A 13,456-nucleotide genomic window follows, 5' to 3' on the forward strand; every position below is an offset into this window, starting at 1 on the left:
CTCAACGCAGCTTCAGGGTGGCCAGGCCGATCAGCACCAGAATCACGGTGATGATCCAGAAGCGCACGATCACGCGCGGCTCCGGCCAGCCTTTCAATTCAAAGTGGTGATGGATCGGCGCCATGCGGAACACGCGCTTGCCGGTCAGCTTGAAGCTGGCGACCTGGATCATCACCGACAGGGTTTCCATGACGAACACGCCGCCCATGATGAACAGCACGATCTCCTGACGAACGATCACGGCGATGGTGCCCAGCGCCGCGCCCAGCGCCAGCGCGCCCACGTCGCCCATGAACACCTGAGCCGGGTAGGTGTTGAACCAGAGGAAGCCCAGACCCGCACCGACCAGCGCGGCGCAGAACACGATCAGTTCGCCGGAGCCCGGCACATAGGGGATGAACAGGTATTCGGCGAACTTAATGTTGCCCGACAGGTAGCAGAAGATGCCCAGTGCGCCGCCCACCAGCACGGTCGGCAGGATGGCCAGGCCATCGAGACCGTCAGTCAGGTTCACCGCATTGCTGGTGCCGACGATGACGAAGTAGGTCAGCACCACGAAGCCCACACCCAGCGGAATGGCCACATCCTTGAGCATCGGCACGATCAGAGTGGTTTCCACTGGGCTTTGCGCGGTCATATAAAGGAACGCAGCGGCGGCGAGACCGAATACCGACTGCCAGAAATACTTCCAGCGGCTCGGCAGGCCACGGGAGTTCTTCTCGATCACCTTGCGGTAGTCATCCACCCAGCCGATGGCGCCAAACAACAGGGTCACGGCCAGTACGGTCCAGACATAACGATTGGACAGGTCCGCCCACAGCAGGGTGCTCACGGCGATCGCGGTGAGAATCAGCGCGCCACCCATGGTCGGCGTGCCCTTCTTCGACAGGTGCGACTGCGGGCCATCGTTGCGAACAGCCTGGCCGATCTGGCGAATCTGCAGGGTGCGGATCATCCACGGGCCCAGCCACAGCGACAGGGCCAGGGCCGTCAGCACCCCGAGAATCCCGCGCAGGGTCAGGTACTGGAACACGCCGAAGCCGGTGTGAAACTGTTGCAGGTACTCCGCCAGCAGCAGCAGCATTAGTGAGTCTCCTCGGTGGATGCGCAAAGTGCAGCGACGACCTTGTCCATAGCCGCACTGCGCGAACCTTTGATCAATAGCGTGGTAGAGGGTCCCTGCTCGGCGGCCAGTGCGGCGATCAGGCTGGCCTGATCGGCAAAGTGGTGGCCTTCGGCGCCGAATGCGGCTACCGCATGGCGCATCAGCGGGCCGACGGCATATAGCGCGTCGACTTTGCCGGCCGCATAGGTGCCGACGTCGCGATGGCCTTGCTCGGCCCATTCGCCCAACTCGCCAATATCCCCCAGCACCAGAACGGTGCGGCCGGGGAAGGCGGCGAGTATATCAACCGCGGCGCACACGGCGACCGGGTTGGCGTTGTAGGTATCGTCGATCAGACGCGCACCATTCGTCGCCACACGAGCAACGGCGCGGCCTTTGACCGGTTGCAGGCTTTCCAGCCCCTGCTGGATCCCGACCAGCGGCACATTCAGCGCGTGCGCCGCAGCCGCCGCAGCCAGGGCATTGGCAACGTTGTGCAGACCCAGCAGATTGAGCTGCACCCGCACCTCGCCCGCCGGGCTGTGCAGGGTAAAGGCCGGGCAGCCGCGCGCATCATGCTCGATGGCGCTGGCGTGAAAATCTGCCTGGGAGTTGTTCAGGGCAAAGGTCAGCACGGGGCGCTCGCCGACACGCTGCCGCCAGGTCGCGAAGGCGGCCTGGTCCAGATTGAGCACAGCCACACCATCGGCGGCCAGCCCTTCGAGAATTTCGCCCTTGGCCTGGACAATCTTCTCCGGACCACCGAACTCGCCGACGTGGGCATTGCCGGCATTATTCAGGATGGCCACCTGCGGCCGGGTCAGCGCCACGGTGTAGGCAATCTCGCCGACATGGTTGGCGCCCAGCTCAATCACGGCACTGCGGTGCTCGGGCGCCAGCTCCAGCAGAGTCAGCGGCACACCAAGGTCATTGTTCAGGTTGCCGCGGGTCGCCAGGACCGGCCCCAGGGTCGAAAGAATGCTGGCGAGCATTTCCTTGACCGTGGTTTTGCCGGAGGAGCCGGTGACCGCGACCAGCGGGCCGCTGAAGGCGGCACGGTTAAGCGCGCCCAGTTGCCCGAGCGCAATACGGGTATCAGCCACCACCAGCTGCGGCAGGTGCGCATCCGGCACTTCGCGCTGCACCAGCGCGGCAACGGCGCCCTTGGCCGCCACGTCAGGCAGATAGTCGTGACCATCGAAGTTGGGGCCAACCAGAGCGACGAACAGCTGGCCAGCTTCGATCTTGCGGCTGTCGGTGCTCACGGCAGCAAAAGCCACATCGGCGCCAATCACCCGGGCACAGAGGGCGTTGGCCACTTCACTGAGCCGCAGCGGCTTAAGCATGTTTCACCTCACGGCCAGCCAGAGCCTTGGCCGCTTCTTCGAGGTCGGAGAAGTGCAGACGCTCACCGTGAATCTCCTGGTAGTCCTCATGCCCCTTGCCGGCCAGCACCACCACGTCACCGACCTTGGCGGCGGCGATCAGCTGCGCGATGGCCTCGCCGCGACCGTGCAGGAACTGCACAGCCTCGGCCTGAGCGAAGCCGGCGCGAATATCGGCAAAAATCTGTGCCGGCTCTTCCGTGCGCGGGTTGTCGTCGGTAACCAGCACACGATCAGCCAGCGCCTCGGCAATCTGCGCCATCAGCGGACGCTTGCCACGGTCACGGTCACCACCGCAACCGAACAGGCACAACAGTTCGCCCTGCACATGCGGACGCAGCGCCCGCAGCACCTGCTCCAGAGCATCCGGGGTGTGCGCGTAATCCACGACAACCAGCGGCTGCGCACCGCCGCCCAGGCGCTGCATGCGGCCTACCGGACCCTGCAGTTGCGGCATGACCGCGAGAATTTCGTCCAGCGGATAGTTCAGACCCAGCAAGGCCCCGACTACCGCCAAGAGGTTGCTCAGGTTGAAACGGCCCAGCAGCGGGCTGCGCAGCAGGCCGGCACCTTGCGGCGAGACAATGCGTGCTTCGATGCCGTCATTGCTGAAGCGGGCTTCGGAGCAATACAGATAAGCATCGGCGTTTTCCAGGCTGTAGCCGATCAGGCGCGACTCAGCGACCCCGGCAGCCAGCTGGCGACCGAAGGCGTCGTCCAGATTGATCACCCGGCACTTGAGCTGCGGCCAGGCGAACAGCTTGGCCTTAGCCGCGCCATAGGCCTCCATGCTGCCGTGGTAATCGAGGTGATCACGCGACAGGTTGGTGAACACCGCCACATCGAAATCCAGCGCCGCCACGCGCCCTTGCTCCAGACCATGGGAGGAAACCTCCATGGCCACGGCACGAGCACCGGCCTGCTTGAGGCGGGCCAGGGTGGCCTGCACAGCCAGCGGGTCGGGCGTGGTGTGCTTGCCGCTCTCCAGAGCGTCGAAGAAGCCCACACCCAGGGTGCCGATCAGGCCGCAGCGCTCGCCCAGCAGGTCGAGGGCCTGAGCAATCAGTTGGCTGACGCTGGTCTTGCCATTGGTGCCGGTCACCCCGACCAGATGCAGACCGCGACTCGGTTCGCCATAGAAGCGCCCGGCGATGGCCGACAGTTGCTGGGCCAGCCCCTTGACCGGCAGCAGCTGGGCGGCGCTATCGCTCATCTGCGGCGCGCCTTCACTTTCATAGGCCACCGCGGCGGCGCCACGGCCGATGGCATCGGCGATATGGTCACGGCCATCACTACGGGTGCCGGGAATGGCCAGAAACAGATCACCGGCCTTGACCGCACGGCTATCCAGGGTCAGCTCGCGAATCAGCGTCGAGCTCTCCGCCTGCAGCATGAATTGATTGAGCGGCATGGGCATCAGATGCGCCCTCCTTTGCCTTGCACCAGCGCCGCCGTCTTGCCCACGGCGGTTTCAGCCGGGACGGGCGCTGGCAGATTGTCTGGGGCCACGTTCATCAGGCGCAGGGCGCCCGCCATGACCTTGCCGAATACCGGTGCAGCAACGAAGCCGCCAAAGTACTGACCGAACACGGGACGCGGTTCATCGATGATGACGATGCAGGCCAGGCGCGGATTGGAAATCGGCGCCAGGCCGGCGAATACCGAGCGGTAGCGTTTTTCTTCGTAGCCGCCGCCGGCCTTGGTCTTGTGAATGGTGCCGGTCTTGCCGCCCACCTGATAACCGGGCACCCGCGCCTTGGAACCGGTGCCGCCGTTTTCGTCGACCACGGTGCGCAGCATCTGCAGAACCTGATCGGCCACCTTGGTGTCGAGCACCTGCACGCCGGTCGGGCGCTGATCGATGCGCGTCATTGACAGCGGCACGCTGAGTCCCCGGTTGCCCAGTACGCCATAGGCGTGGGCGAGCTGCACGGCGGTCACCGACAGGCCGTAGCCGTAGGACATCACCGCCGTCTCGACCGGCTTCCACACGCGGAAATTCGGCAGGCTGCCAACCCGCTCGCCTGGGAAGCCCAGCCCGGTGTCCTGTCCCAGACCCACCTGCTGCAGAGTCGAATAGAGCTGCTCACCACCGATGTCGAGGGCAATGCGGGCAACGCCGACGTTGCTGGACTTCTTGATCACCCCGGTGATATCCAGCACGCCGTAGTTGTGCACGTCGCGCACGGTCTTGCGCCCCACCTGGTAGTAGCCCGGACGGGTGTCGATGATGGTTTCCGGCTGGTACTTGCCCGAGTTCAGGCCCATGGCCACGACAAACGGTTTGACCGCCGAGCCCGGCTCGAACACGTCGATCATGGCGCGGTTGCGCATCATCGCCGGGTTGAGGTTGCGGCGATTGTTCGGGTTATAGGTCGGCTGGTTGGCCATCGCCAGCACTTCGCCGGTCTGCACATCGATCATCACCAGACTGCCGGCCTTGGCACCGAACTCGACCAGTGCGTTGCGCAGCTCGCGGTGCGCCAGGTACTGCAGGCGCAGGTCGATGGACAGCGCCAAGCTCTTGCCCGCCTTGGCGTTCTGGGTGACCTGCAGATCGCGAATCAGATGACCACGACGGTCCTTGAGCACCTGGCGCTTGCCCGGCACACCGGCGAGCCAGTCTTCATAGGCCAGCTCGACGCCTTCACGGCCCTTGTCGTCGACATCGGTAAAGCCGACCACGTGAGCCGTCACTTCACCGGCCGGGTAGAAACGACGAAATTCCTCGATGGCATACACCCCGGGAATCTTCAGATCGGTAACCGACTGCCCCTGCTCGGGCGTCAGCCCGCGCACCAGGTACATGAACTCGCGCTTGCGGTGCAGCTCGATGCGCTCGGCCAGCATGGCCGGTTCTACACCCAGCGTGGCGGCCAGCTGCGGCCAGCGCTGCTTGGCACCCAGCAGCTCCTTGGGGTTGGCCCAAAGGGTGGTCACGGCAGTGGAGACGGCCAGCGGCTCGCCATTGCGATCGGTGATCAGGCCACGATGCGCCGGAATCGGAATATGCCGCAGGCTGCGTGCATCACCCTGACCCTGCAGGAACTTCTGATCGAACACGTGCAGGTCGACGATCCGCCAGCAGATCGCCGCGACCATGGCCGCGAGCAGCGCCAGCACCAGGCGGAAGCGCCAGGGATAGAGTGCGCCGTCGAGACTACTCATGGCGCCACCATCTGTACTTCGGCAGGTTCCGGAATGCGCATCTGCAGCTGTCCGGTGGCCAGCGCCTCGATGCGGCTATGCGCGGTCCAGGTGCTCTGCTCCAGGAGCAGACGCCCCCACTCGGCCTGCGCCTTGTCGCGCACGCTGAGCTCGGCAAACAGAGCATTGAGCAACTGGCGGTTCCAGTGCGCGGTGTAAGTCACGCCCACCGCCGACAGCAGAATGGCAGCAAACAGCACACCAAGCAGAAAACTGCCCGGCGGCAATGGCTTGGCATAAAGGCGACTCAACGCAGCTTCTCCGCCACACGCATCACCGCACTGCGCGAGCGCGGATTGGCTTTTACCTCGGCATCGCTGGCGAAGATCGGCTTGCCCAGCAGCTTGAGGCGCGGCTCGAAGGCCTTGGGAATGATCGGCAGGTGACGCGGCAGATTGTCCGCCTCGCCCTTGGCATGCCTGCGCATGAACTGTTTGACGATGCGATCTTCCAGCGAATGGAAGCTGATCACCACCAGGCGGCCGCCGACTGCCAGGCTCTCCAGAGCCGCATCCAGCCCGCGTTCCAGATCACCCAGCTCGTTATTGACGTGAATGCGCAAGCCCTGGAAGGCCCGGGTTGCCGGGTTCTTGCCCTTCTCCCACGCCGGATTGGCTTCGGTCAGCACCGCAGCCAGATCGGCGGTGCGCTCGAACGGCTTGAGCGCACGGCGCTCTACGACTGCCCGCGCCATGCGCTTGGCGAAACGCTCCTCGCCATACTCCTTGAAGACGCGGGCAATCTCTTCGGCATCCGCCGTGGCAATGAACTGCGCGGCACTGACACCGGCATCCGGGTTCATGCGCATGTCCAGCGGGCCGTCATTGAGAAAGCTGAAACCGCGGGTCGGATCATCCAGCTGCGGCGAGGACACCCCCAGGTCGAGCAACACACCTTGCACCTGACCCGTCAGCTGGCGCGCCGCCAGTTCATCGCCCATGTCGGCAAAGCTGCGCTGCACAATGACAAAGCGGCCGTCTTCGGCCGCCAGAGCGTTGCCGGTGGCAATTGCCAGAGGGTCCTTGTCGAAACCGAGCAGCCGCCCTTGCGCGCCGAGCCCCTCGAGAATCAGCCGACTATGCCCGCCGCGACCGAACGTGCCATCGACGTAGCAACCATCGGCGCGCAGCGCCAACTGCTCGACGGCCTCGTCGAGCAGCACGGTGATATGGCGGTAGTCGCTGGCAGTCATAGTCACAGGATCAGATCACGCAGTTCATCCGGCAGACCGCCAGGTTGTTTGATGGCCGCCAGATCCGCCTCTGCCAGCGCGTTCCAGGCACTTTCATTCCACAACTGAAACTTGTTCAGCTGGCCGACCAGCATCGCGTGCTTGTCCAGGCCGGCATGCTCGCGCAGACGCGGTGGCACCAGGAAACGGCCATTGCTGTCCAGTTCCAGATCCACGGCATTGCCGATCAGCACACGTTGCAGGCGGCGGTTTTCTTCGACGAGGGATGGCAGCTGACGCAATTTGGCTTCGATCAGCTCCCACTCGGTCAGCGGGTAGACACACAGGCAGGGGTCGACGGCATCAACCGTCACGATGAGCTGGCCGGCACAACGCGAAAGCAGCTCATCACGATACCGACTCGGCATCGCGAGGCGCCCTTTGGCGTCGAGACTGATGGCGTTAGCTCCGCGAAACAAGATTGCGCTTCCCCTTATTAACTAGCTTTCCGTGCTTAAAAAACCACTTCAACCCACTTCATACCACTTTCGCACACTATAGGAACGCAAGCTCCCCACCGTCAAGGCGAGCCTTGGGGGAAAAATCCTTACAGAACGTAGATTTAGCGACGATTCGAGGGGGTTTTAGCGGGTTTTTGGCGGGGGATTTTCAGGCAATATTTCACGCACTCAGAGAGCTGAGCGCCGAACTTAAAGTAACTTCTTAAGAGTAAGAATTTTTAGATATTGCGCAGGCGGGAAAACAGCAAAAGCAGATTAAGCAGAAAAAGGTGGAGAGTCGGTCTGTAAGCCGGGTTCTGTCGAGGACAGCCATTCCTCTACGACATACATCACTGCATGCCTTTAGCAACCTACCCGGTTCCAACGCGGGCCGCGCCAATGGAACCCTATTTGGTCTTGCTCCGAGTGGGGTTTGCCTAGCCACGGACTGTTACCAGCCGTGCGGTGCGCTCTTACCGCACCTTTTCACCCTTACCGGCGCTTGCGCGCTTAGGCGGTTGTTTTCTGTGGCACTTTCCGTAGGCTCGCGCCTCCCAGGCGTTACCTGGCACTCTGCCCTATGGAGCCCGGACTTTCCTCCCCCTTCTTGCGAAGGCAGCGACTGTCCAACCGACTCTCCACCGCCAAGGTTACCCATTGCGGCGCAGCGGAACAAGCTTAAGCCTTGCCCTGACGCTCCAGCGCGGCCTGATACAGCAGATTCTTGCGTACCCCGGTGATCTCCGCCGCCAGCGCTGCCGCGCGCTTGACCGGCATTTCCGCCAGCAGCAGGTCGAGCACGCGCAGGCTCTCGACCGAGATCGCCTCTTCGCCTTCCGGCGCCTGCCAGCCACCCACCAGCAGCACGCACTCACCGCGCTGCTGATTGCTATCGGCCGCGATGAACTCGCGCAACTCGGCCAACGGCAGGCCCTTGAGGGTCTCGAAGGTCTTGGTCAGCTCCCGCGCCAGCAGCGCCGGACGCTCGGGACCGAACACCGCCAGCATGTCTTCGACGCTCTCCAGCAGCCGATGAGGCGCCTCATAGAACAGCAGGGTCCGCGGCTCTTCTCGCAGCGCTTCGAGGCGCTGACGACGGCCCAGCGCCTTGGCTGGCAGGAATCCCTCGAAGATGAAGCGATCCGATGGCAACCCGGCCGCCGACAGGGCAGCGATCAGCGCACAGGCTCCCGGCACCGGCACCACGGCAATGCCCGCTGCCCGCGCAGAGCGCACTAGATGAAAGCCGGGATCGGAAATCAGCGGCGTGCCGGCATCGGAAATCAGCGCCACATCCTCGCCCGCCAGCAGGCGACCGATGAAGCGGCCACCCTGATCACGCTCGTTGTGCTCATGGCAGGCCGCCAGGGGGGTGCCGATGCCGAAATGCTGCAGCAATCGCTGCGAATGACGCGTGTCCTCGGCAGCGATCAGCGCCACCTCGCGCAGCACGCGCAGGGCACGCGCGCTGATGTCATCCAGATTGCCAATCGGCGTGGCCACGACATACAGCGTTCCACAAGTACTCACAGCCCACCTCGATCGAGCGAAAGGTGCCTAGTGTATCGCGATTGCCCGCACTCACGTCGCGCCACCGCCGCCCCTTGGGTACAATCGCGACTTTCCCGACGAGCAATGGAATCGCCCATGACCGCCCGCCTGCGTCCGCTTTCCGCCCTTTTCCTCGCCAGCCTGCTGTGCGCCTGCGCCAGCACGCCGAGCAATCAACTGGGCGAACTGCCGCGCACTCCTACTGCCAGCATCGAGCAACTGCTGGAACAGGCCGCTGCAGCCAGCGGCGAAGAAGCCGGCCTGCTGCGCCTGTCGGCCGCGGACCAGGCCTACCGCCAGCAGGACATCGGCCGCGCCAGCAGCATCCTGCAGCAGGTGCCTATGGACAGCCTCAAGCCGGCCCAGCAGGTGTTCGCCAGCACCCTGGCGGCCGAACTGGCCCTGGCCCGGCAGAAACCCAAAACCGCCCTCAAGGCCCTCCAACACCCGAGCCTGGAGCAACTCAGTGCCCTGCCGGTCGACCTGCAGATCCGCAGCCAGTTGGCCCGTGCGCGCGCCCTTGAAGGCAGTGGTCAAATCCTGAATGCCGCCCGCGAGCGCGTATTCATCGCCCCACTGCTCAGTGGCGAAGCCGCTTCGCAGAACCAGGAGGCCATCTGGAAACTGGTCAGCAGCCTGCCGCTGGAGCAACTGCAACCCACCGGTGACGCCGACCTCAGCGGCTGGCTGGAGCTAGCGCGTCTGACCAAAACCAGCGCCACGCCCGACCAACAGTTGAGCGCGATCGAAGCCTGGCGCAGCGCTAATCCCAGCCACCCCGCTGCTCGTGAATTGCCGACCGACCTGCAAAAGGTGCTGCAGCTGGCCGGCCAGCCCCTGACCCACATCGCCCTGCTGCTGCCGGCTGAAGGCCAGCTCGCACAGGTGAGCCAGGCTCTGCGCGACGGCTTCATGGCCGGCCACTTCGCCGCCCAGCAGGCCGGGCAGAACCCACCGAAGATTGACTTCTACGACAGCTCACGCCTCAGCTCTTTGGATGATTTCTACCGCCAGGCTCAGTCCGCCGGCGTGCAGCTGGTCATCGGCCCACTGGAAAAACCCCTGGTCAAGCAACTGGCCAGCCGCCCGCAGCTGCCCATCACCACCCTTGCCCTGAACTACGCCGATGCCGGCCAGCAAGGCCCTGCGCAGTTGTTCCAGTTCGGCCTGGCCGCCGAGGACGAAGCGCGCGAAGTAGCCCGCCGCGCCTGGGATGACGGCATGCGCCGCGCCGTGGCTCTGGTGCCGGAAAGCGAATGGGGCGACCGTGTCCTGGCGGCCTTCCAGCAAAGCTGGCAGGCCAACGGCGGCACACTGATCGCCGCTAGCCGCGTCAGCCAGCCCGTGGAGCTGGCGCAGCAGATCGGTGACCTGTTCCAACTGCGCCAGAGCGAGGCTCGCGCCAAGCGTCTGCAGAACACTCTCGGCGTGCCTGTCAGCGCACAACCCACACGCCGTCAGGATGTCGACTTCATTTTCCTCGCCGCCACCCCGCAGCAGGCCCGCCAGATCAAACCGACCCTGGCCTTCCAGTACGCCGGCGACGTGCCGGTCTACGCCACGTCGCACCTGTTCAGTGGCAGCAATGGCACCCAGGACAACGACCTTAACGGCATCCGTTTCTGCGAAACGCCCTGGCTGCTCAACAGCAGCGATGCGCTGCGCCAGCAAGTCAGCAGCCAGTGGCCGCAGGCCGGCGGCAGCCTCGGCCGCCTGTATGCCATGGGCCTCGATGCCTACCGCCTGGCGCCACGCCTGAGTCAGCTCAAGGCCCTGCCGGATACGCACGTCGAAGGCGCTTCCGGCGCACTCAGCCTGGCGCCCGATCAGCGCGTGCAGCGCCAGTTGCCCTGGGCCGAGTACCGTGACGGCCAGGTACAACCGCTTCCGGCCAGCGGCATTTGAGCAACACCCGACAACAAGGCCAGGCCAGCGAACAACTGGCCTGCCAGCACTTGCAGCATCAGGGCCTGCGTCTGCTGACGCAGAACTGGCACTGCCGCCAGGGCGAGCTTGATCTGGTCATGCTCGACGGCGATACAGTAGTATTCGTCGAGGTGCGTTACCGGCGGCATGCCGCCTGGGGCGGCGCCGTGGAAAGCGTGGATGCGCGCAAGCGCGCCCGCCTTGCCGCCGCCGCACAGCACTTTCTGCTGCAAGAGTCGCGCTGGGCCAAACACCCCTGCCGATTCGACGTGGTCGCCATCAGCCCGGACGACCACTCACACCCGCGGCTGGACTGGATCCAGAATGCCTTCGAGACCTGACAGCCGCCCCAATGAAGGTTTATCCATGGACATGCAATCCCGTATCCGCCAGCTGTTCCAGGCCAGCATCGACACCAAGCAACAGGCCATGGACGTACTCGCCCCTCACATCGAGATGGGCAGCCAGGTGATGGTCAACGCCCTGCTCAACGAGGGCAAGATTCTCACCTGCGGTAACGGTGGTTCGGCCGGTGATGCCCAGCACTTCTCCTCCGAGCTGCTCAATCGCTTCGAGCGCGAGCGCCCGAGCCTGCCCGCCATCGCCCTGACCACCGACAGCTCGACTATCACCTCGATCGCCAACGACTACAGCTACAACGAGGTGTTCTCCAAGCAGATCCGCGCGCTCGGCCAGCCGGGCGACGTGCTGCTGGCGATCTCCACCAGCGGCAACTCGGCCAACGTGATCCAGGCCATCCAGGCGGCCCATGACCGCGAGATGCTCGTCGTCGCGCTCACCGGTCGCGACGGTGGCGGCATGGCCTCGCTGCTGCTGCCGGAAGACGTGGAGATTCGCGTCCCCTCGAAAGTCACCGCACGCATCCAGGAAGTCCACCTGCTGGCCATCCACTGCCTGTGCGACCTGATCGACAGCCAACTGTTCGGAAGTGAAGAATGAAACAACGCCTGACTCTGGCCCTGCTTCTTGGCGCCACCCTGCTGATCAGCGGCTGCGGCAGCCGCAGCGTCGGCAACAAGATCGACGACCAGTTCATTCCCAGCAACGTCAGCAGCAACATCGAGCGTGCTCACGCCGACCTCGGCAGCAAGAGTTCGCACATTGTCGTGACCAGCTATAACGGCGTGGTCCTGCTGGCCGGGCAGACCCCACGCGCCGAGCTCAAGCAACTGGCCGGCCAGGCCGCCGGGCGCACCCAGGACGTGAAGAAGGTCTACAACGAACTGCAGGTCATGACGCCATCCAACGCCCTGGCACGCAGCAACGACGCCCTGATCACCAGCAAGATCAAGGCGAACATGCTGCTCGACACCACCATCCCCAGCAGCAAGATCAAGATCGTCACGGAAAACGGCATTGTATTCCTGCTCGGCCTGGTCACCCGTAAGGAAGGGCAAAGCGCGGCCAATGTTGCCACCACCCACTCCGGGGTGCAGAAGGTGGTCAAGCTGTTCGAGTACGTCGACTAACGTGATCTTCAGACATGAAAAAGGCGATCTTCCGATCGCCTTTTTTGTTACTTGACCACTTTGAGACTGGGCCGGGCAGCTGGTCGCGATGGTTCGCCACCACCGGACGGACCATCATCCTCGGGCCCTGCATCATCTTCGCCCTCACCATCGACTTCGAAGACCATACCCTGGCCATTTTCCCGGGCATAGATAGCCATCAGCGCCTGAATAGGAATGTAGAGACTCTGCGGAACCCCGCCAAAACGCCCCTCGAAGCTCACTGCCGCGTTTTCCATCTGCAGGTAACGCACCGCATTGGGCGAGACATTGAGCACGATCTGCCCGTCCTTGGCGAAGCCTGCCGGAACCTTGACCCCGGCATACTCGGCATTGACCAGAATATGCGGCGTGCAGTTGTTGTCCACGATCCACTCGTACAGCGCACGAACCAGATAGGGACGACTGGAATTCATCATCGACAGCTCCTTAGCGCATGTCGCGTTCGACAGCCGAAAGACTGGCACGAAATGCCTCGCGGGCAAAGCTGCGCTCCATGTAGTCAAGCAGCGGTTTGGCCGGCCGCGGCAGCTCGATCCCCATCAGCGGCAGGCGCCAAAGGATCGGCAGCAGGCAGCAATCAACCAGGCTCAAATCTTCACTGAGGAAGTAAGGCTTGTCGGCAAACAGCGGCGAAACGCCCGTCAGGCTTTCCCGCAACTCCTTGCGTGCCACCACCTTGGCCGCTTCCTTGACCTTGGGATCAAGAAGCTGATCCACCAGACTGCACCAGTCGCGCTGAATGCGATGCATCAGCAGGCGGCTGTTGGCCCGCGCCACCGGATAGACCGGCAACAACGGCGGATGCGGATAGCGCTCTTCCAAGTACTCCATGATCACAGCCGGCTCATACAGGGCCAGATCGCGATCAGCCAGGGTAGGCAGGCTGCCGTAGGGATTCAGTTCAGCCAGACGCGCCGGACACTGACCCGCCGGAATTTCCTGCAGATCGGCGACCAGGCCTTTCTCGGCCAGCACCAGACGCACGCGGTGGCTGTAGTGACTGACAGGATCGGAAAACAGGGTGAGCTTGGTAATAGAGGCCATCAAGCCCTCCTCGCTACAGCGGTTTACAAACAGCA

Annotated in this window: 14 protein-coding genes and 1 other RNA gene; 4 read left to right on the forward strand and 11 right to left on the reverse strand. The window is 63.8% G+C overall.

Annotated features, from left to right (window positions below):
• Position 1: 1 nt before the first annotated feature.
• The 9 genes from mraY to rsmI form a co-directional block, all read right to left on the reverse strand.
• A complete protein-coding gene (gene mraY, locus HNP49_RS00555) occupies positions 2–1,084 on the reverse strand; it encodes a phospho-N-acetylmuramoyl-pentapeptide-transferase (RefSeq protein ID WP_184679668.1) in 1,083 nt (360 codons plus the stop codon).
• A complete protein-coding gene (gene murF / locus HNP49_RS00560; RefSeq protein WP_184679669.1) occupies positions 1,084–2,451 on the reverse strand; it encodes a UDP-N-acetylmuramoyl-tripeptide--D-alanyl-D-alanine ligase in 1,368 nt (455 codons plus the stop codon). The genes mraY and murF overlap by 1 nt, the downstream gene beginning before the upstream one ends.
• Complete coding sequence (gene murE, locus HNP49_RS00565) at positions 2,444–3,907, reverse strand: UDP-N-acetylmuramoyl-L-alanyl-D-glutamate--2,6-diaminopimelate ligase (RefSeq protein WP_184679670.1); 1,464 nt, start codon at positions 3,905–3,907, stop codon at positions 2,444–2,446. Before murE ends, murF begins: the two co-directional genes overlap by 8 nt.
• Positions 3,907–5,658, reverse strand: a complete 1,752-nt coding sequence (locus tag HNP49_RS00570) for a penicillin-binding protein 2 (protein WP_184679671.1) — start codon at positions 5,656–5,658, stop codon at positions 3,907–3,909. The genes murE and HNP49_RS00570 overlap by 1 nt, the downstream gene beginning before the upstream one ends.
• Complete coding sequence (gene ftsL / locus HNP49_RS00575) at positions 5,655–5,948, reverse strand: cell division protein FtsL (protein ID WP_184679672.1); 294 nt, start codon at positions 5,946–5,948, stop codon at positions 5,655–5,657. Before ftsL ends, HNP49_RS00570 begins: the two co-directional genes overlap by 4 nt.
• Positions 5,945–6,889 (reverse strand): 16S rRNA (cytosine(1402)-N(4))-methyltransferase RsmH, encoded by a 945-nt coding sequence (gene rsmH, locus HNP49_RS00580; RefSeq protein WP_184681100.1) that lies wholly within the window; start codon positions 6,887–6,889, stop codon positions 5,945–5,947. The genes ftsL and rsmH overlap by 4 nt, the downstream gene beginning before the upstream one ends.
• Positions 6,890–6,891: 2 nt before the next feature.
• Positions 6,892–7,347, reverse strand: coding sequence for a division/cell wall cluster transcriptional repressor MraZ (gene mraZ / locus HNP49_RS00585; protein ID WP_095940488.1), 456 nt, complete (start codon positions 7,345–7,347; stop codon positions 6,892–6,894).
• 311 nt (positions 7,348–7,658) lie between these two features.
• Positions 7,659–8,006, reverse strand: an RNA gene (gene rnpB, locus HNP49_RS00590) — RNase P RNA component class A.
• Positions 8,007–8,046: 40 nt separating this feature from the next.
• Positions 8,047–8,898, reverse strand: coding sequence for a 16S rRNA (cytidine(1402)-2'-O)-methyltransferase (rsmI, locus tag HNP49_RS00595; RefSeq protein WP_184679673.1), 852 nt, complete (start codon positions 8,896–8,898; stop codon positions 8,047–8,049).
• 117 nt (positions 8,899–9,015) lie between these two features.
• Between rsmI and HNP49_RS00600 the strand changes: the two genes are divergently transcribed.
• The 4 genes from HNP49_RS00600 to HNP49_RS00615 are packed head-to-tail and all read left to right on the forward strand — an operon-like array spanning position 9,016 to position 12,335.
• The gene (locus tag HNP49_RS00600; protein ID WP_184679674.1) at positions 9,016–10,824 is read left to right on the forward strand and encodes a penicillin-binding protein activator; all 1,809 of its coding nucleotides are present in this window, start codon (positions 9,016–9,018) and stop codon (positions 10,822–10,824) included.
• Positions 10,821–11,186 (forward strand): YraN family protein, encoded by a 366-nt coding sequence (locus HNP49_RS00605; protein WP_184679675.1) that lies wholly within the window; start codon positions 10,821–10,823, stop codon positions 11,184–11,186. Before HNP49_RS00600 ends, HNP49_RS00605 begins: the two co-directional genes overlap by 4 nt.
• A 25-nt stretch (positions 11,187–11,211) precedes the next feature.
• Positions 11,212–11,805 carry a phosphoheptose isomerase gene (locus HNP49_RS00610; protein ID WP_184679676.1) on the forward strand — a complete coding sequence of 198 codons (594 nt, stop codon included), beginning with the start codon at positions 11,212–11,214 and terminating at the stop codon, positions 11,803–11,805.
• Entirely contained in the window at positions 11,802–12,335 is a 534-nt protein-coding gene (locus HNP49_RS00615; protein ID WP_184679677.1) for a BON domain-containing protein, read from the forward strand. Before HNP49_RS00610 ends, HNP49_RS00615 begins: the two co-directional genes overlap by 4 nt.
• Before the next feature lie 47 nt (positions 12,336–12,382).
• On the opposite strand, the gene HNP49_RS00620 is transcribed toward HNP49_RS00615, so the two are convergent.
• Both HNP49_RS00620 and HNP49_RS00625 read right to left on the reverse strand, forming a co-directional pair.
• Positions 12,383–12,790 (reverse strand): ClpXP protease specificity-enhancing factor, encoded by a 408-nt coding sequence (locus HNP49_RS00620; protein WP_184681102.1) that lies wholly within the window; start codon positions 12,788–12,790, stop codon positions 12,383–12,385.
• A gap of 13 nt (positions 12,791–12,803) precedes the next feature.
• Complete coding sequence (locus tag HNP49_RS00625; RefSeq protein WP_184679678.1) at positions 12,804–13,421, reverse strand: glutathione S-transferase N-terminal domain-containing protein; 618 nt, start codon at positions 13,419–13,421, stop codon at positions 12,804–12,806.
• Positions 13,422–13,456: the final 35 nt, after the last annotated feature.

Source organism: Pseudomonas fluvialis, assembly GCF_014207935.1.
GTDB classification, from domain to species: Bacteria; Pseudomonadota; Gammaproteobacteria; order Pseudomonadales; family Pseudomonadaceae; genus Aquipseudomonas; species Aquipseudomonas fluvialis_A.